Below are 16,125 nucleotides of genomic sequence, written 5' to 3'. Positions count from 1 at the left end.
TCCTGTATAGCGATCCGTAGTGGAGGCAAGTGACCGCGTCAGCAAGGGCACCGAACGCCCGGCCAACCAGTCACGGAGGCCCGCACAGGTTGACGCAAAGGACAGGGGCGGTGATAGTTCCATCTCAACGCCAAGCACCTTGCTACTCGCAGCACTATGGCGAGCGCAGCTCTTAGGCGTTCAACAGCGGCCTGGTCTACGGCAACGCCTGCGACACGGCCAGCGCAGCCAACCGCCGCGAGTTGGCCGGATCCCGAAACACCAGCGGCCTTTCCACCACTGTGACGCCACCGCTCTCCGCCTGCGCCAAGGCCGCCGCCACCACGCCATGCTTCGGGCTCTTCGGGCACACCGGGTCGGCCGCCGCCGGGTCCTGCGCCAGCATGTACGCCTGGCACCGGCACCCGCCCAGATCGACCTCGCGCTGGTCGCAACTGCTGCAAGGCTCCTTCATCCACCCCGTGCCGCGGTAGCGGTTGAAGCCTTCCGACTCGTACCAGATCTCGCGCAGCCAGTGCTCGCGCACGTTGGGGAAGGCCAGGCCCGGCAGCATCTTCGCGGTGTGGCACGGCAGCGCGGTGCCGTCGGGCGTGATGGTGAGGAACATGCTGCCCCAGCCGTTGACGCACTTCTTCGGCTTGCCGTCGTGGTAGTCGGGCGCCACGAAGAAGAGCCGCATGCGCTCGCCCAGCTTCTCGCGCCACTCGGCGGTCACGGCCTCGGCCCGGCGCAGTTGCTCGGCCGTGGGCAGCAGGTGCGCGCGGTTCTCCAGCGCCCACGAGTAGTACTGCGTGTTGGCCAGCTCCAGGTACTCGGCGCCCAGCTCGGCGGCCATGCCGATGATGCGGTCGACGTGGTCGATGTTGAGGCGGTGGATCACCACGTTCATCACCATCGGCCAGCCGTTGTCCTTGATGATCCTGGCGACCTTGTTCTTCAGCTCGAAGGTCTTGGTGTGCGACAAGAAGTCGTTGACCTCGCGCGTCGAATCCTGGAACGAGAGCTGCACGTGGTCGAGCCCCGCGGCCTTCAGCGCAGCCGCGCGGTCGGCCGTGAGGCCGACGCCGGAGGTGAGCAGGTTGGTGTAGTAGCCCAGCCGGCGCGCTTCGGCCACCAGCACTTCCAGGTCGTCGCGCAGCAACGGCTCGCCGCCTGAAAAGCCGCATTGCACGGCCCCCATCTCGCGGCCCTGGCGCAGCACGCGCAGCCAGCCTTCGGTGTCGAGCTCGTCCGGCTGCGTCGCGTAGTCGACGGGGTTGTAGCAAAACACGCAGTGCAGCGGGCAGCGGTAGGTCAGCTCCGCCAGCAGCCACAGCGGGGGGCCGATCGTGCTCATGGCCGCCCCTTCATTCCCACGCCAGCCAGCGCTGCTTGCCCGCCATCTCCACGAAGGCCACCACGTCGGGCTGCAGGCCTTGCGCGTTGAACGCGGTCTCCAGGTCGACGACGATCGCCTCGATGTCGCGCTCGCCGTCGCAGCGCTTCAGGATCTCGCCCGCGCTCTGGTTCAGCTTGACCATGCCTTCGGGGTACAGCAGCACGTGGCAATCCTGCGCGGGCTCCCATTGCAGGCGGAAGCCGGCGCCGATGCGCGGGCGCGTGGTGGGGGTCACGGCCGCGGTCACGCCTTCACCTCATCAACGCCCTGCACGCCGTAGCGAGTGGCCATCGCGTCGTTCATCGCCCACAGGATGTCGAGCTTCAGCTGCAGCACCTCCAGCGCACGCTGCTGCAGCGGCCGCGTGGTGAAGTGGTCGAGCGTGATCGCCAACCCCTGCTCCACGTCGCGCCGCGCCTGGCTCACGCGATTGCGGAAGTAGCTCAGGCCCTCGGGCTCGATCCACGTGTAGTGCTGCGGCCAGGTGGCCAGGCGCTGCTTGTGGATCTCGGGCGCAAACAGCTCGGTGAGCGACGAGCACACCGCTTCCTGCCACGGCGCGCGCCGCGCGAAATTGACGTAGGCATCCACCGCGAAGCGCACCGCCGGCACCACGTGGCGCAGGTCTTCCACCTCGTCGCGCCGCAGGCCCACGGCCTCGGCCAGCCGCAGCCAGGCCTCTATGCCGCCGGGGTCGCGCACGCCGTTCAGCTCGAAGCCGTCGTGGTCGAGGATGCGCTGCACCCAGCCCCGGCGCACCTCGCGGTCGGGGCAGTTCGACATGACCGCCGCGTCCTTGATGGGGATCGCGATCTGGTAATAGAACCGGTTGGCCACCCAGCCGCGCACCTGCTCGGGCGTCGCATGGCCGGTGTTCAGCATCACGTTGAACGGGTGGTGGATGTGGTACGCGCGGCCCTTGGCGCGCAGCTGCACCTCGAATTCCTCACGGGTCCAGGCAGGCTCGGTCATCGCGTTTGTCTCACAGCTCGATGTGCATGCCGTCCTCGCAGACTTCGACGCCGGCACGCGCCACTTCGGCACGCGGGGCCGAGTCCTCGTCGAGGATCGGATTGGTGTTGTTGATGTGGATCAGCAGCTTGCGCGTGGCCGCGGGCAGGCGGGCCATCACCTCCAGCATGCCGCCTTCGCCCGATTGCGGCAGGTGGCCGATGGCACGGGCGCGCTGCGGGCCGGCGCCGGTGGTGATCATCTCGTCGTCGGTCCAGAAGGTGCCGTCGACCATCACCGCGTCGGCGTTCGACATCGCATCGAACACCGCGGGCGTGACGGCCGCCAGGCCCGGCGCGTAGAAGAGCCGGCCGCCGCTGCGGCGGTCGGTCACGGTGATGCCGAGGTTGTCGCCGGGCTCGCCGCGCTCGCGGTGCGGCGAATAGGGCGCGGCCTTGCTGTCGAGCGGCATCGCGCGGAACAGCAGGTCGGGCACGCCCGGCACCTCGAACGGTGTGCCGTCGAGCGCGATGGCGTGGCGGTCGACGCCGCAGTAGTGGCCCAGCACCCGGAAGACCGGGTGGCCGGTGGTGAGGTCTTCCGCCACGGCGTCGGTGCACCACAGCGGCAGCGGATCGGGCGCACGCCCGCCGGGCCGCTCGGGCGCCGGGCGCGAGCGTTCGCGCAGCATGAAGAGGCCGGTGACGTGGTCGATCTGGCCGTCCATCAGCACCACGCCGGCGATGGCCGAGTCGCGCAGCGCGCGGCCGGGCTGCAGCTCGGGGTTGGCGCGGATCTGCGCCAGGATGTCGGGCGAGGCGTTGAACAGCACGCCGTCGGCGCCGCCGTCAGGCCGGATGAAGATCGACGACTGCGTGCGCGCCTTCGTGCGCAGCGTGCCGGCGCGCAGGCCGGCGCAGTTGCGGCAGTTGCAGTTCCATTGCGGGAAGCCGCCGCCGGCAGCCGACCCGAGCACGGTGATGCGCATGGGAACCCGTCAGGTCAGAAGAAAGAGGAGGAAGGGGCCACCGGAGTGGTTTGCCGGTGGCCGGGCACCGTCAGCGGTTCGCGACGTACAGGCTGATCTCGAAACCGAAACGCCAGTCGATGGCCGCCGGGGTTTGCCATTGCATGTTCATAAGAGTCTCCTTTCTCGGGTTGCACAGCGCCGGCTGGCGGCTGCGGGAACGGCTTGTGTTCCGTGGCCCATGGTCGCTGCAAGCGCGGCCCGGGCCCAGCCGGGTGAGCATGAATCGCGGTTCATGATTTCCATGAACCGGATTGCGGGTTCGGGCCGATAGGATCGGCCGTGCCCGCTGTATCCCTGTACCCCGACGTTCCGCCGTTCCACCGCTTCATGCTGCCCGTGTCGAACGGGCATGTGCTGCACGTCGAGCAATGGGGCTCGTCCTCGGGCCTGCCGGCGCTGGTGCTGCATGGCGGGCCCGGCTCGGGCTGCTCGCCGCTGCTGCGCCGCTTCTTCGACCCGGCCCGCTACCACGTGGTGTGCGTCGACCAGCGCGGCGCCGGCCGCAGCCGGCCCGCGGGCGGCATCGTGCACAACACCACCGGGCACCTGGTCGCCGACCTCGCCCAGTTGCGCCGGCACCTGCGCTGGCCGCGCTGGCTGGTGGCGGGCGGCTCGTGGGGCGCGACGCTGGCACTGGCCTACGCCGCGGCCGAGCCGCAGGCCGTGGCCGCGCTGCTGCTGCGCGCGGTGTTCCTCGCGCGGCCGCAAGACATCACCGGCTTCTTCGACGGCGGCGAACGGGCCGCCGCCTGGGCGCCGCTGCGCGCGCTGCTGCCGGGCGGCGCGGCATTGCCGGCGGCCGGGCTGCCGGCCGCGCTGGCCCAGGCCTTCGACGCCGCCCGCGAGAGCGACGGCGACCACGTCCGCGCCTTGGCGCTGGCCTGGCGGCAGGCCGAATCGCGCCTGGCCGGCGAGGCGCCGGGCGAGGCCCCGGAGGGCGCCGCGCTCGATGCCCTGGTGCAGCGCTACCGCGTGCAGAGCCACTACCTGCGTGCCGGCTGCTGGCTGCAGTCGCCGCCGCTGCTGGCTCGCTGTGCCGGCGTGCCGGCGGTGCCCACGCTGCTCCTGCACGGCACCGAGGACCGCGTGTGCCCGCCCGAAGGCGCCGCGGCGCTGCACGCCGCGCTGCCGCAGGCCGCGCTGCACTGGGTGGCAGGCGCGGGGCACGATCCGACACATCCCGCGATGGTCTCGGCCATGGTGGGCGCGCTCGACCGCTACGCCACGCACGGCGCCCTGGACATCACCGGGGGGCCGGTGTGAGCTTGAGGCTCAAGATCAACCTGCTGGTCAGCGTGCTGACGCTGCTGTTCCTCAGCGGCGTGATGGCGCTGCAGCTGCAGAACATGCGCGAATCGGTGCGCGAGGAGGTGGTCGCGGCCAACCGCGTGGCCTCGCAGATCCTGAAACGCACGGCCTGGGTCTACGCCTCGCAGGGCACCGGCGCGCTGCTCAGCTTCCTCGAGGGCATGGGGCGCGTGCGCTCCACCGACATCTCGCTGGTCAACGTGCATGGGGCGGAGCTGTACCACTCGCCGCCCTCGCCCTACAAGGCGGGGCGCGACGCGCCCGACTGGTTCGAGCAGATGATCTCCCCGCCGCCCAGCGAGCAGTTCATCGACTTCCCCGGCGGCCGCATGGTCGTGCGGGCCGATGCGTCGCGGGCCATCATCGACGCCTGGGACGACGCCACCGTGCTGATGGGCTCCGCGCTCGGGCTGCTGGCGGCGGTGAACCTCGTCGTGTTCTGGCTCGTCGGCCGCGCGGTACGGCCGTTCGGGCGCATCGTCGACGCGCTGGGCGAGGTCGAGGCGGGGCGCTTCGGCGTCACGCTGCCGCGGCTGCCGGGCATCGAGGCCGGCGCGATCGGCGCGGCCTTCAACCGCATGGTGCTGCAGCTGGAGGACCACATCGAGACCGAGCGCCGCGCTGTGCGGGCGGAGATGCAGCTCTCCGACAGCCGCGAGCTGGCGCGCTGGCTGGAGCAGCACATCGAGCAGGAGCGCCGGCTGATCGCCCGCGAGCTGCACGACGAGCTGGGCCAGTCGGTCACCGCGATGCGCAGCATGGCGGTGTCGGTCGCGCAGCGCATGAAGGCGCAGGACCCGCAGGCCGAGCAGGCGGCGCGGCTGATCGCCGAGGAATGCTCGCGCCTCTACGACGCGATGCACGGCATGATCCCCCGCCTCGCGCCGCTGGTGCTCGACCAGTTCGGCCTCGGGGAGGCGCTGGCCGACCTGGTCGAGCGCACGCGCCGCGCACAGCCCGGCGTGCACGTGGCCCTGCACGTCGACATGGACAACATCGACGTGGCGCCCGACACCGCGCTCGCGCTCTACCGCGCCGCACAGGAGGGCATGACCAACGCGTTGCGCCACGGGCAGGCCCGCAACGTCCGCATCGAGCTGACGGGCGGCGCCCCAGAGCTGCGGCTCGCCGTCACCGACGACGGCAGGGGCCTGCCGGCCGATGCGGCGGCACGGCTCGGCGGCCCCGGCCACCACGGCCTGCGCTGGCTGGCCGAGCGGGTCGAGGGCCTGGGCGGGCACTTCGGCCTGGCCCCCGCGCCGGGCGGCGGCGCCTGCCTCGAAGTTAAGCTGCCGCCGGTACCGCAGGATCCCCGATGAGCCCCCCCTCCACCTCCCCGCTGCGCGTGATGCTGGTCGACGACCACGCGCTGGTCCGCATGGGCTTCCGCATGCTGCTGGCCGATGCGCAGATCGACGTGGTGGCCGAGGCCGGCACGGGCGAGGACGCCTGCGCGGCCTACGCGCAGGCCCAGCCCGATGTGGTGGTGCTCGACCTCTCCATGCCCGGCATGGGCGGCCTGGAGGCGCTGCGCCGCCTGCTGGCGCAGGACCCGAAGGCCCGCGTGCTGGTGCTCTCGGCCCACGAGGACACGGCGCACCCGCGCCGCGCGCTCAAGGCCGGCGCGCTCGGCTACCTGGGCAAGCGCAGCGCGCCCGATGCGCTGATCGCCGCCGTCACCGCCGTCGGTGCCGGCCGGCCCTATGTCGATGCGGCCACGGCCCAGGTGCTGGCCCTGGCCACCGTGACCGGCGAGACCAGCCCCGCCGAAGGGCTGAGCGAGCGCGAGTTCAGCGTCTTCGTGCAGCTGGCCCGCGGCCTCAGCGTGGCGCAGATCGCCGAGAACCTGAAGCTCTCGCCCAGCACCGTCGGCACCCACCTCTACCACGTCAAGCAGAAGCTCGGCGCCAGCAACCAGTCGGAGCTGACGCTGGTGGCGCTGCGCTGGGGCTTGATCGAAGCCTGAGCTTCGCGTCAGCCGCGCGCGATCGACACGCCGCCGTCGACGAGCGAGGCCGTGCCGGTCACGAAGGACGCGTCGTCCGACGCGAGGTAGAGCACCGCGCGCGCCAGCTCCTCGGGCCGGCCCACGCGCTTGAGCGCATGCAGGCCGGCGACGAAGGCCTGTGATTCCGCGGTGCCGTTCTTCGCGCGGTACATGTCGGTATCCACCGCGCCGGGCAGCACGGCGTTCACGCGCACGCGCTGCGGACCGTATTCGGCGGCGAGGGCCTGGGTCAGGCCGATCAGCCCCGACTTGCTGGCCGCATAGGCCGCCATGCCGGGGAACGCGGAGGTGTGGCCGATGAAGGTGGAGGTGAAGATCACCGAGCCGCCGCCGTTCTCGAGCATCTGCGCGATCTGGTGCTTGGCCCCCAGGAAGGCGCCGGTCAGGTTGATCGCGAGCGTGTCGTCCCAGCCCGCCTGCGACACGCCGGTGCTCGGGCCGCCCTCGCCCAGCGTGCCCGCGTTGTTGAAGGCGACGTCGAGCCGGGCCCCTTCGGCCGCGAACAGCCGCGCGGTGGCGCGGCCGATGCCGGCGCTGGCGCCGGTGATGAGGGCTGTTTTTCCTGAAAGACGGTCCATGGGGTTCTCCGGGTGGGCGCCTGCGGGTATTCGCGGGCATGGAGGCAGTGTGGAAGCCGGCCGTCGTTCTCGGTAGAGTGCAGCTCATGGATCTGCCTTCCGGAATCACCGAACAATGCTGAAGCTCGACGGCATCGCGGCCTTCGTCTCCGTGGCCGACAGCGGCTCCATCAGCGAGGCGGCGCGGCGGCTGCACCTGTCCAAGTCCGTCGTGAGCGAACGGCTGGCCGAGGTGGAGCGCGCGCTGGGCAGCCGCCTGCTGCACCGCACGACGCGCAAGGTCAGCCTGACCGAAGACGGCGCGGCCTTCCTGGAGCGGGCGTCGCGCATCGTGCGCGAGGTGGCCGACGCCACGGCCGACATGGCGGAGCGGCGCGGCACCTTGACCGGGCCCCTGCGCGTCTCGGCGCCCGTGACCTTCGGCCGCATGCACCTGGGCCCGGCGCTCTACCCCTTCCTCGCGCAGCACCCGCAGCTCGAGCTGACGCTGGACCTGGACGACCGCCGCGTCGACGCCGCGGCCGACAGCTACGACGCCGTGGTGCGGCACGGCGCGCTCGACGACTCGCGGCTCGTGGCCTGGCAGCTCGCGCCGAGCCGGCGGGTGCTGGTGGCGTCGCCGGCCTACCTCGCGCGGCACGGCACGCCCGCGTCGACCGACGCGCTGCAGCAGCACCGCGGCCTCTTCTACATGAACCGCGGCGTGGCCGACTGGCGCTTCCAGGGCCCGGCGGGCGCCGTGGTTGTGCGGGCGCCGGTGGCGCTGCGGGTGAACAACGGCGACATGCTGCGGGACGCCGCGGTCGCGGGCCTGGGCATCGCGCTGCTGCCCACCTTCATCGCAGGCGAGGCGATCCGCTCGGGTGCGCTGCGCGCCATCGACCTCGGCATGCAGCCGGCGGCCGAAGCCGTCTACGTCGCCCACCCCGAAGGGCGCCGGTCCTCGGCCAAGCTGCGCGCCTTCGTGCAGTGCCTGCGCGAGGCCTTCGGCGATCCGCCGTACTGGGATGCATGACGGCGCCGATGCCGTTGCGCCGCCCGCGTGTTTCGCCTACCGTGCCCTGCACGCCGCACCCGCGGCCGACGCGGCCCACACCCCAGGAGACACGCATGATCAAGGTATCCGTGATGTACCCGAACACCCCGGGCGCACGCTTCGACCACGACTACTACCGCGACCGCCACATGCCCATGGTGCAGGAGCGCCTGGGCCCGGCCTGCCGGTCGTACACCGTCGACAAGGGCCTGGCCGGCGGCGCGCCCGGCTCGCCGCCCACCTACGTCGGCATGTGCACGCTCTTCTTCGATTCGGTCGAGGCCTTCCAGACGGCCTTCGGCCCGCAGGCCAAGGAGATCCTCGGCGACATCCCGAACTACACCGACCTGCAGCCGGTGATCCAGATCAGCGAGGTGGTGGTCGGCTGAGGGCGCCCGCCCCTCAGAACAGCCAGCGCATCCCGGTAGCCACCGAGGTGCCGCGCGACAGGCCGTCGATGCGGTCGGACTTGACCGCGGCGTAGAGCCAGCAGTCCGGCGCCAGCCGGTGGTCGGCGCCCAGCGACACCACCCGCTCCGATGCCGCGCTCCCGCCGTCCAGGTCGGTCTGGCGGATCCGCGCGACGGACACCTTCAGCGTGGTGCGTCCCAGCGGCACGGTGGCGCCCAGGTCCCAGGCGCGCGACTTGGCCCGCACCTGCGTGTCGCGCTGCGTCGCGTAGGCGACGAAGAGCTTCGCCACGCCGAAGTCGTGGCTCAGCGCCGCGAGGCCGATGCGCGAGCTGCGCCCTTCGTCCAGCCCGGTCTTGGCCTGGGCCAAGCCCAGCGTGGCGTGCCAGGGGCCGCCGGCGTATTCGGCCGTGGCCGCCACGTCGTTGCCGTTGGACTTCTCCTCCTTGGGCGCCCACAGCACCGAGAAATGCGCACCGCCCCACGTGGGCGAGGTGTAGCGCACCGAGTTGTCGTGCGCCCGGCCGATCACGTGCCCGCGGCGGAACGCACCGACCGTGAGCGCCGGCGAGAAGTAGGACTCGCCGAACGCGTTGCCCGCGGTGGCCGCGTAGTAGAACGGGTTGCGGTTGCGCCCGAGCGTCAGCGCGCCCAGGCGGCCTTCGAGGCCCACGTAGGCCGCGCGCCCCCAAAACGGATCGTCCGGGTAGAAGGCGCTGTAGGCCACGCCGTTGTCCAGCGCGACGTAGGTCTCCAGCGAAAACACCGCGCGCAGCGAGCCGCCCAGCGGCTCGGCGCCGGAGAAGGCCAGGTAGCTCGGCGACCACAGCCCGCTTTCGACCCGGCCGACCCGCTCGCCGCCGGGCGGCTTGAAGGTGCCGAAGCCGGCGTCCAGCTCGCCGTGGATGCGCAGGCCGCCGGCCGCACCGGCCCCTTGCGCGTGGGCCGCCACCGCCGCGGCGGCCAGGCAGGCCGCGAGCGCGGCGGCGGCAGGGCGCGGCCGCGCACCGGCCGGCCGGAAGCTTGGCGCCCTCACCGGGCCTTGGCGCCGGTGGCGCGGCAGGCCAGCGCGCGCATCGGGCAATAGCCCACCAGGCCCGAGACCGCCGTGCCGGCCGCGCAGGCGGCCGCGATGGCGCCCAGCAGGCCGGGCAGCCAGTGCAGGCAGGCCCAGACGCCGGCCGCGCCGGCGACGAGGCGGAGCACACGCTCCCAGGCGGGGAGATTCTTGACGAACAGCATGGCGGTTCCTTGTGGCTTCGACGACAGGCGTCGGGGGGCACGACTCTAGGAACAACCCGCCGCCAAAGCCACTGGCTACCTGGCCAGTGGTCCGGCGGCGGCGGCGCGGTTGCAATGGCCGCCCGCGATCGGCAGCCCGCCGCGCGACCCAGACCACTGCAGCAGGGATACGTGATGAAGATCGGCGAAGCCGGATCCGAGAAGGTGCCGACGACGGTCGTCCACAAGGAGTTCGACGAGGACGTGCTGGTGGCGAACATGCGCGGACTGATCCCGTCGTGGATCGGCCCGCACGTGCTCGCGGCGCCAGGGCTGGCCGAGGTGCACCGCGAGGCGCTGCGCGCGGCCTACTGCGTCGAGCGGCCCGGCCCGACGCCGGGCGAACGCCTGCTGGGCCTGCGCACGCTGCCGGCGGTGCTGGAGGAGCGCCGGATCGCACCGCTCGCCGAGGAGACGCGCGAGGCCGTGCGCCGCCACTACCGCGCGGAGCACGGCCGCTGGTGGCTGGCGTCCGAGTACGTCGACGAACTCGACCAGGTGGTGCTGATGAGCCACCTCGCCGACCGCTCGGCCCACCTTTCCGACGTCGACCGCTACGTGATCTCCGCCGCGCTCGACGGCATCCCCGGCCTCGTGCGCCCGAAGGTGGCGTGCTTCAGCATGGTGATGGACACGCAGAACTACTTCTTCTACCGCAAGCACCACGAGCACGTGCCCGGCATCATGCTGATCGAGGTGGTGCGCCAGGCGATGTACGCCCAGTACTACCGCTACGCGGCGCTCGCGCGCGGCGAGGTCTCGCTGACGATCGAGAACCTGTCGGTCGACTTCCTGGGCTTCGTCAACGCCAACTATCCCGTGCGGATCCAGGTCGAGGACGTGCGCACGCCCGAGCAGATCGCCGCCACCCCGACGGAGGAGCGGCTGGCGACGTTCTCGCAGCTGGGCCGCGTGGTGATGAAGGCGACGATGCGCGCCAACCCGATCCGGATGAGCCTGTTCAAGCGCCTGCGCAACATCAAGCCGCCGGCCAAGGCCCGCTTCATCCCGACCAAGAACATCGCGCCGCAGGGGGTCTTCACCTGGCCGGGCAGCCCGGCGCTGGACGGCCGCATCCAGGACCTGTCGGCCGGTGGCGTGAAGGCGCTCTTCGACGGCGCGCCGGTCATCGAGCCCGGCAGCCAGGCCCGCTTCTCGATGCTCGTCGAAGGCATGGGCTTCGTGCACGCCACCCTGGCCGTGCGCTGGACCCAGGACGAGCACGGCCGCACCGGCGTCGGCTTCCAGATCGTGGACATCGACCTCACCTCGGTGCAGCGGCTGCGCGAGGCGATCAAGAACTTCACCTTCGTGAACACCCGCCGGGGCGAGCTGTGAGCACCGGCACCCCGGGCCTGGCGCCCGACGCCCCGGTCGCCCGGGCCGCGGCGGGCCGCGACCGCTACCCGCTGGCACTGGCGCCGCTGCAGGTGCGCGGCGTGACGTTTGCCAACCGGCTCTTCTTCGCGGCGATGGGCGTGGACCTGGCCGACCATGCCGGCGGGATGTCGGAGGCGCTCGACGGCTTCCTCGACGGCCTGCTTGGCAGCGGCTGCGGCGCGCTGGTGCTGAGCAACGCCTCGGTGTCGCGCGATTCGATCCTGCAGCCCAAGGGCCTGCGCATGGTCACCGCGGCGCATGCCGATGCGATGCGGCCGTTCCTGCAGCGCGCCGAACGCGCCGGCGTCGTCGCCGGCGTCCAGCTGCAGCACTACGGCGGCCAGGGCACCACCACCTTCACCCGGGGGCAGCCGCTGTGGACGCCGAGCGGCATCGGCTCCAAGGCCGTGGCGAAGCTGGATCCCCGGTACCGCACGAAGGCCATGTCGGTCGACGAGATCCACGCCGTGCAGCAGCAGTTCGCCGCCGCCGCGGCGCTGTGTCGCGGCGCGGGCGCGCGCATGGTGCAGCTGCAGGCGTCCAACGGCTACCTGCTGGGCAGCTTCATGTCGCGCCACACCAACCGCCGCACCGACGGCTACGGCGGCAGCCAGCCGGCGCGCAACCGCATGCTGGTGGAGACGGTCGCGGCCGTGCGCCGCGCGCTCGGCGACGAGATCGTGCTGGGCGTGCGCATCGGCATCGACGACGGCCTGGGCCCTGAGGGCCTGGTGCCCGACGACCTGAACGAAGCGCTGCCGGCGCTGGAGCAGGCGGGTGCCGACCTCTTCGAGGCCTCGTTCTACATCGCCGACACCTTCGGCCAGCTGGCGGCCCGCACGCCGGAGGCGATCGCCCGGCTGCACGGCCAGGTCGCCGCGGTGCGCCGCCGCTGCCGCGTGCCGCTGGGCTTCGCGGGCTACGTGGACGGGCTGCCGCACGCCGAGTCGGTGCTCGCGGCCGGCGTGGCCGACATGGCGGGCATGGCACGCGCCCTCTTCGCCGACAACGACCTGATCCTGAAGACCGTGGAAGGCCGCGAGCACGAAATCCACCGCTGCCTGTGGGACGGCAAGTGCTTCAAGGACAAATACAACCCGCGCTTCGACCGGGTGTATTGCTGCGTCAACCCCAAGTACCTGCGGCCGGCCTGAGCGCCCGCCGCGCATCGGAGGACATCGAGATGACGACAAGACGCTTCGAGGGGCGCCACGCGCTGGTCACCGGCGGCACCGACGGCATGGGCCTGGTGGTGGCCGAGCACCTGGCGCGCGAGGGCGCATCGCTGGTGGTCTGCGGCCGCGACCGCGGCAAGGGCGCCGCCGCCGAACGGCAGCTCGCCGCCCACGGCGGCCGGGTGCGGTTCTGGCCCTGCGACATCGCCCGCCCCGAGGAGGTGGCATCGATGGTGGAGGGCGCGGCCGACTGGCTCGGCGGCCTGGACACCGTCTTCAACAACGCCGGCGTGACGTCGAAGCGCGCGCTGGTGGGCGAGTCCTCGCTGGACGACTGGCAGCACGTCGTCGGCATCAACCTGAACGGCATGTACTACTGCCTGCGCAGCCAGCTGAAGTACATGGCCGCGGCCGGCGGCGGGGCGATCGTCAACAACAGCTCGCTGGCGGGCATCACGGCGATCGCGGGCCAGTGCGCCTATGTGGCCAGCAAGTTCGGCGTGGTCGGCCTGTCGCAGGCCGCGGCGCTGGAATACGCGGTGGCGACCGGTGAACGCGCGGCGGTGCGGGTCAACGTCATCGCGCCCGGGCCGATCGCCGGCGGCATGAACTCCTCCGAGAACCTGGCCGCCCACCCCGAGCACACCCGCCGCAAGATCGCCGCCACCGCCATGCAGCGGCTGGGGCAGCCCGAGGAGGTGGCGTCCGCGGTGCTCTGGCTGCTGAGCGACGGCGGCAGCTACATGACGGGCGCGGTCATCCCGGTCGACGGAGGCGCCCGTGCAGGCAAGTTCTGAAGCGCCGCCGGACAGCGTGCCCGGCGACGTGCTGGTCACCGGCGCGAGCCGCGGCATCGGCCTGGCGCTGGCGCGGCAGCACCTGGAGCGCGGGCACCGCGTGTTCGGCCTGAGCCGCACGGTGCCGCCCTCGCTGGCCGGCCACGCCGGCTACGTCCACGTGACGCTGGACCTCGCCCGCTGCGACGGCCTGGGCGATGCGCTGCGCGGCAAGCTGATCCGCCCGCACGGCCTCACGCGCCTGTCGCGGCTCTTCCTCAACGCCGGGCAGTTCAGCCCGCGCATCGCGGATGTGGCGCAGGTGCCGCTGGCCGAGCTGCAGGCGCTGATGGACCTGAACGTCTGGGCCAACAAGCTGCTGCTCGATGCCCTGCTCCAGCACGGCGTGGGCATCGAGGCCTGCGTCGTCTCCTCGTCGATCGCCGGCGTGCGCGCCCGCGGCGGCAACAGCGGCTATGCCATCTCGAAGGCGGCGCTCAACATGCTGGTGCGCCTGTATGCACTCGAGCAGCCCGCCACCTACTTCGCGCTGCTGGGCCTGTGCAACGTCGATACCGAGCTGGCCCGGCGCATCGGCGCACTGCCGCTGGAAGGCACGTTCCCGGACCTCGAAGGCCTGCGCCGGCGCGGCGCGCAGGCGGGCTACCTCGCCACCGCCGCGCAGCGCGCGGACGACATCCACCGGCTGCTGGTCGCAGGCCTGCGCGAGCACCTGCCCAGCGGCGAGTTCGCCGAAGTCCGCACGCTGAAGGAGGCGCCCTGGTTCCAGGCCGCCGCGTGCGCACCGGCCCCTTGCAAGGAAACCGCATGAAGACCCTGGTGCTCGTCGCCCACCCCAACCTGGAAACCTCCCGCATCAACAAGGCCTGGGCCCGGGCGCTGCGCCGGCAGCCCGGCGTCACCGTCGTGGACCTCGCCGCGAAGTACCCCGACCATGCGATCGACATCCTCGAGGAGCAGGCGCTGCTGCTCGCGCACGACCGCTACGTGCTGCAGTTCCCGCTGTACTGGTACTCCAGCCCGCCGATCCTCAAGTCGTGGATCGACGCGGTGCTGCAGCCCGGCTTCGCCTACGCGGTGGGCGGCACCCGGCTGCGTGGCAAGGAGTGGATGGTGAGCACCTCGGTCGGCAGCACGGAAGACGGCTACCGGGCGGGCGGGCACAACCAGTTCACCGTCGACGAGATGTTGCGGCCCTTCCAGCAGACGGCGGCCTACACCGGCGGGATCTACCGCTCGCCCTACTGCTTCTACCGCGCCATGCTGGCCACCGAGGCCGACATCGTCGAGGGCACGCGCCGGATGCTCCAGCACGTGCTGCGCCCCGGCATCGATCCGGAAGGCGAGCATGAGCGGTTCGTGATCGACTCGCTGAACGCCATCTTCCAGCGGGCCGATGAGACCCCGGCCTGAGGCCGGCCCGGCGGACCCGCCCGGCATGGACTGGCTGCCGGCGGTGCACTTTCATGAGCGGCACGGCCGGCGCGGCGTGCCTTGCACACCGGAGGCGCTGATCGCCGCGGTGCGCGGCTTCGACGACCGCAGCGACCCGCTGCTCAACGGCCTGCTGTGGCTGCGGGAATGGCCGGCGCGGCACCTGCTGCCGGCCGGCGCCCGCCGCCGCATTCCTGCCGAGCGGCCGCGGTTCGGGCTCGCGCAGTTCGTGGTGCTGGAATCGACGCCGGCCCGCATCGTCTACGGGCTGGCAGGCCGTTTCTGGCAGGCCGACTTCGGCCTGGTGCCCCTCGCCGACGGGCAGGCCTTCCGGCGGTTCGGCGAGCCCGGCGCGGCCAAGCTGGTGCTGGCCTTCGGGGCGCGCGCCGCGGCGAGCGGCCGCGGCAGCGACCTGGAGACCGTGACCGCGGTGCACTGCTGCGACGCCGCCGCCCGCAGGCGCTTCCTGCCCTACTGGCTGCTGGTCCGCCCCTTCAGCGGGTGGATACGCCGGCGGCTGCTGTCGCGCATCCAGGCCGCGTGCGCGCCGGATCGGCAGGGTGCGTGACCAGGCTGAACACGAGCGAGGCCCGCGACGACACCTGGTGCATGCGCATCAGCCTGCTGACGTGGTACTTGATGTTGGCAACGCTGGTGCCGACGATCTGGGCGATCTCCCAGTTGGTCTTGCCGAGCAGCAGCCATTCGACGATGTCCTGCTGCCGGGAGGTCAGCGCCGCCGGGGCCTCCCGGTCCGGCAGGCCCTGCATGCGCACCCGCGTGGCCGCGCAGTGCAGATGCGGCATCAGCCGCGCCACCAGCCGGCGCTGGTCCTCGGTGACCGAGGCCGCGAAGCGGTGGAAGCTGAAGTAGGTCAGCAGCCCTTCGCGCGGCATGAAGTGCCCATGGGCCAGCACGTTGCGGAACTCGAAGCGGCGCGCCAGATGGAGCTCCTGCGCCGACAGCTCCGCGTTGCTGCGGCCGAGCTCCATGCACACCGGCTTGCCGCTGCGCAGCCAGCGGGCCAGCACCGCGCTGCGCAGGCTGGCCGACGGCCCCCGGATGGTCTCGAGGTACTCGGCAGGAAAGTCGTCGGTGACGAGCATCTCCGGCACGACGCGGCCGCCCGACACACGGCCCAGGCCCCCCACCACGCAGCCATAGGGCAGCAGCGCCTGCACCTCGCGGCGCAGGCAGTCGACCAGTTCCTCGACGCTGTTCACCAGCAATAGCGCGTCAACTGCCGCCAGGAAGGCGTTGCGCCCGTGTGGCGCCGCCAGCAGTGACTCCGTCATCCCTTGTTCCCGTTTCCTCTGTCAAATCGCACGCACCTGCCGGGACTGCTTCGGGGCCGCGCGG

19 protein-coding genes are annotated in these 16,125 nt (G+C 72.0%); 11 read left to right on the top strand and 8 right to left on the bottom strand.

The window, feature by feature from the left end; all coding sequences use genetic code 11:
* Positions 1 to 196: 196 nt before the first annotated feature.
* The 4 genes from pqqE to pqqB are packed head-to-tail and all read right to left on the bottom strand — an operon-like array spanning position 197 to position 3,317.
* Positions 197 to 1,336, bottom strand: coding sequence for a pyrroloquinoline quinone biosynthesis protein PqqE (gene pqqE / locus V4F39_RS03625; RefSeq protein ID WP_332287903.1), 1,140 nt, complete (start codon positions 1,334 to 1,336; stop codon positions 197 to 199).
* Between the two features lie 10 nt (positions 1,337 to 1,346).
* Positions 1,347 to 1,613, bottom strand: coding sequence for a pyrroloquinoline quinone biosynthesis peptide chaperone PqqD (gene pqqD, locus V4F39_RS03620; RefSeq protein ID WP_332287901.1), 267 nt, complete (start codon positions 1,611 to 1,613; stop codon positions 1,347 to 1,349).
* 8 nt (positions 1,614 to 1,621) lie between these two features.
* Entirely contained in the window at positions 1,622 to 2,350 is a 729-nt protein-coding gene (gene pqqC, locus V4F39_RS03615; RefSeq protein ID WP_332287900.1) for a pyrroloquinoline-quinone synthase PqqC, read from the bottom strand.
* Between the two features lie 10 nt (positions 2,351 to 2,360).
* Complete coding sequence (pqqB, locus tag V4F39_RS03610; RefSeq protein ID WP_332287899.1) at positions 2,361 to 3,317, bottom strand: pyrroloquinoline quinone biosynthesis protein PqqB; 957 nt, start codon at positions 3,315 to 3,317, stop codon at positions 2,361 to 2,363.
* A 321-nt stretch (positions 3,318 to 3,638) separates the two neighbouring features.
* Here pqqB and V4F39_RS03605 point away from each other — a divergent pair, with 321 nt between their 5' ends.
* From V4F39_RS03605 to V4F39_RS03595, 3 genes are read left to right on the top strand one after another with little or no spacing between them, the layout of a single operon-like run.
* Positions 3,639 to 4,622, top strand: coding sequence for an alpha/beta fold hydrolase (locus tag V4F39_RS03605; RefSeq protein ID WP_332287898.1), 984 nt, complete (start codon positions 3,639 to 3,641; stop codon positions 4,620 to 4,622).
* Positions 4,619 to 5,986 carry a histidine kinase gene (locus V4F39_RS03600; RefSeq protein WP_332287897.1) on the top strand — a complete coding sequence of 456 codons (1,368 nt, stop codon included), beginning with the start codon at positions 4,619 to 4,621 and terminating at the stop codon, positions 5,984 to 5,986. Before V4F39_RS03605 ends, V4F39_RS03600 begins: the two co-directional genes overlap by 4 nt.
* Positions 5,983 to 6,633 carry a response regulator transcription factor gene (locus V4F39_RS03595; protein ID WP_332287896.1) on the top strand — a complete coding sequence of 217 codons (651 nt, stop codon included), beginning with the start codon at positions 5,983 to 5,985 and terminating at the stop codon, positions 6,631 to 6,633. Before V4F39_RS03600 ends, V4F39_RS03595 begins: the two co-directional genes overlap by 4 nt.
* 8 nt (positions 6,634 to 6,641) lie before the next feature.
* Here the strand turns inward: V4F39_RS03595 and V4F39_RS03590 are convergent, their stop codons facing one another.
* Positions 6,642 to 7,253 carry an SDR family oxidoreductase gene (locus V4F39_RS03590; RefSeq protein ID WP_332287895.1) on the bottom strand — a complete coding sequence of 204 codons (612 nt, stop codon included), beginning with the start codon at positions 7,251 to 7,253 and terminating at the stop codon, positions 6,642 to 6,644.
* 115 nt (positions 7,254 to 7,368) lie between these two features.
* Here V4F39_RS03590 and V4F39_RS03585 point away from each other — a divergent pair, with 115 nt between their 5' ends.
* Together V4F39_RS03585 and V4F39_RS03580 are read left to right on the top strand one after the other, a co-directional pair.
* Positions 7,369 to 8,268, top strand: coding sequence for a LysR family transcriptional regulator (locus V4F39_RS03585; RefSeq protein WP_332287894.1), 900 nt, complete (start codon positions 7,369 to 7,371; stop codon positions 8,266 to 8,268).
* A gap of 95 nt (positions 8,269 to 8,363) precedes the next feature.
* Positions 8,364 to 8,678, top strand: a complete 315-nt coding sequence (locus V4F39_RS03580) for an EthD family reductase (protein WP_332287893.1) — start codon at positions 8,364 to 8,366, stop codon at positions 8,676 to 8,678.
* A 13-nt stretch (positions 8,679 to 8,691) separates the two neighbouring features.
* Here the strand turns inward: V4F39_RS03580 and V4F39_RS03575 are convergent, their stop codons facing one another.
* Positions 8,692 to 9,735, bottom strand: coding sequence for a porin (locus tag V4F39_RS03575; protein ID WP_332287891.1), 1,044 nt, complete (start codon positions 9,733 to 9,735; stop codon positions 8,692 to 8,694).
* On the bottom strand, positions 9,732 to 9,941 hold the full coding sequence (locus tag V4F39_RS03570; RefSeq protein WP_332287890.1) for a YgaP-like transmembrane domain: 210 nt from the start codon (positions 9,939 to 9,941) through the stop codon (positions 9,732 to 9,734). Before V4F39_RS03570 ends, V4F39_RS03575 begins: the two co-directional genes overlap by 4 nt.
* Positions 9,942 to 10,115: 174 nt before the next feature.
* Between V4F39_RS03570 and V4F39_RS03565 the strand changes: the two genes are divergently transcribed.
* Genes V4F39_RS03565 through V4F39_RS03540 form a run of 6 tightly spaced genes read left to right on the top strand, consistent with a single transcriptional unit; the run spans position 10,116 to position 15,334 of the window.
* Positions 10,116 to 11,318, top strand: coding sequence for a PilZ domain-containing protein (locus V4F39_RS03565; RefSeq protein ID WP_332287889.1), 1,203 nt, complete (start codon positions 10,116 to 10,118; stop codon positions 11,316 to 11,318).
* Positions 11,315 to 12,514: an oxidoreductase gene (locus V4F39_RS03560; RefSeq protein WP_332287888.1), complete on the top strand. Its 1,200-nt coding sequence runs from the start codon at positions 11,315 to 11,317 to the stop codon at positions 12,512 to 12,514. The genes V4F39_RS03565 and V4F39_RS03560 overlap by 4 nt, the downstream gene beginning before the upstream one ends.
* A gap of 29 nt (positions 12,515 to 12,543) precedes the next feature.
* The gene (locus tag V4F39_RS03555) at positions 12,544 to 13,332 is read left to right on the top strand and encodes an SDR family NAD(P)-dependent oxidoreductase (RefSeq protein WP_332287887.1); all 789 of its coding nucleotides are present in this window, start codon (positions 12,544 to 12,546) and stop codon (positions 13,330 to 13,332) included.
* Positions 13,316 to 14,143, top strand: coding sequence for an SDR family NAD(P)-dependent oxidoreductase (locus V4F39_RS03550; protein ID WP_332287885.1), 828 nt, complete (start codon positions 13,316 to 13,318; stop codon positions 14,141 to 14,143). Before V4F39_RS03555 ends, V4F39_RS03550 begins: the two co-directional genes overlap by 17 nt.
* The gene (locus V4F39_RS03545; RefSeq protein ID WP_332287884.1) at positions 14,140 to 14,745 is read left to right on the top strand and encodes an NAD(P)H-dependent oxidoreductase; all 606 of its coding nucleotides are present in this window, start codon (positions 14,140 to 14,142) and stop codon (positions 14,743 to 14,745) included. The genes V4F39_RS03550 and V4F39_RS03545 overlap by 4 nt, the downstream gene beginning before the upstream one ends.
* Complete coding sequence (locus V4F39_RS03540; RefSeq protein WP_332287883.1) at positions 14,729 to 15,334, top strand: hypothetical protein; 606 nt, start codon at positions 14,729 to 14,731, stop codon at positions 15,332 to 15,334. The genes V4F39_RS03545 and V4F39_RS03540 overlap by 17 nt, the downstream gene beginning before the upstream one ends.
* On the opposite strand, the gene V4F39_RS03535 is transcribed toward V4F39_RS03540, so the two are convergent.
* A complete protein-coding gene (locus tag V4F39_RS03535) occupies positions 15,261 to 16,061 on the bottom strand; it encodes a response regulator transcription factor (RefSeq protein ID WP_332287882.1) in 801 nt (266 codons plus the stop codon). The genes V4F39_RS03540 and V4F39_RS03535 overlap by 74 nt on opposite strands.
* Between the last annotated feature and the right edge of the window lie 64 nt (positions 16,062 to 16,125).

Source organism: Aquincola agrisoli (assembly GCF_036621135.1).
Classification (GTDB): domain Bacteria; phylum Pseudomonadota; class Gammaproteobacteria; order Burkholderiales; family Burkholderiaceae_C; genus Aquincola; species Aquincola agrisoli.
The sequence above is the reverse complement of the archived record's forward strand: the minus strand, read 5'-3'. Positions and strand labels throughout refer to the sequence as shown.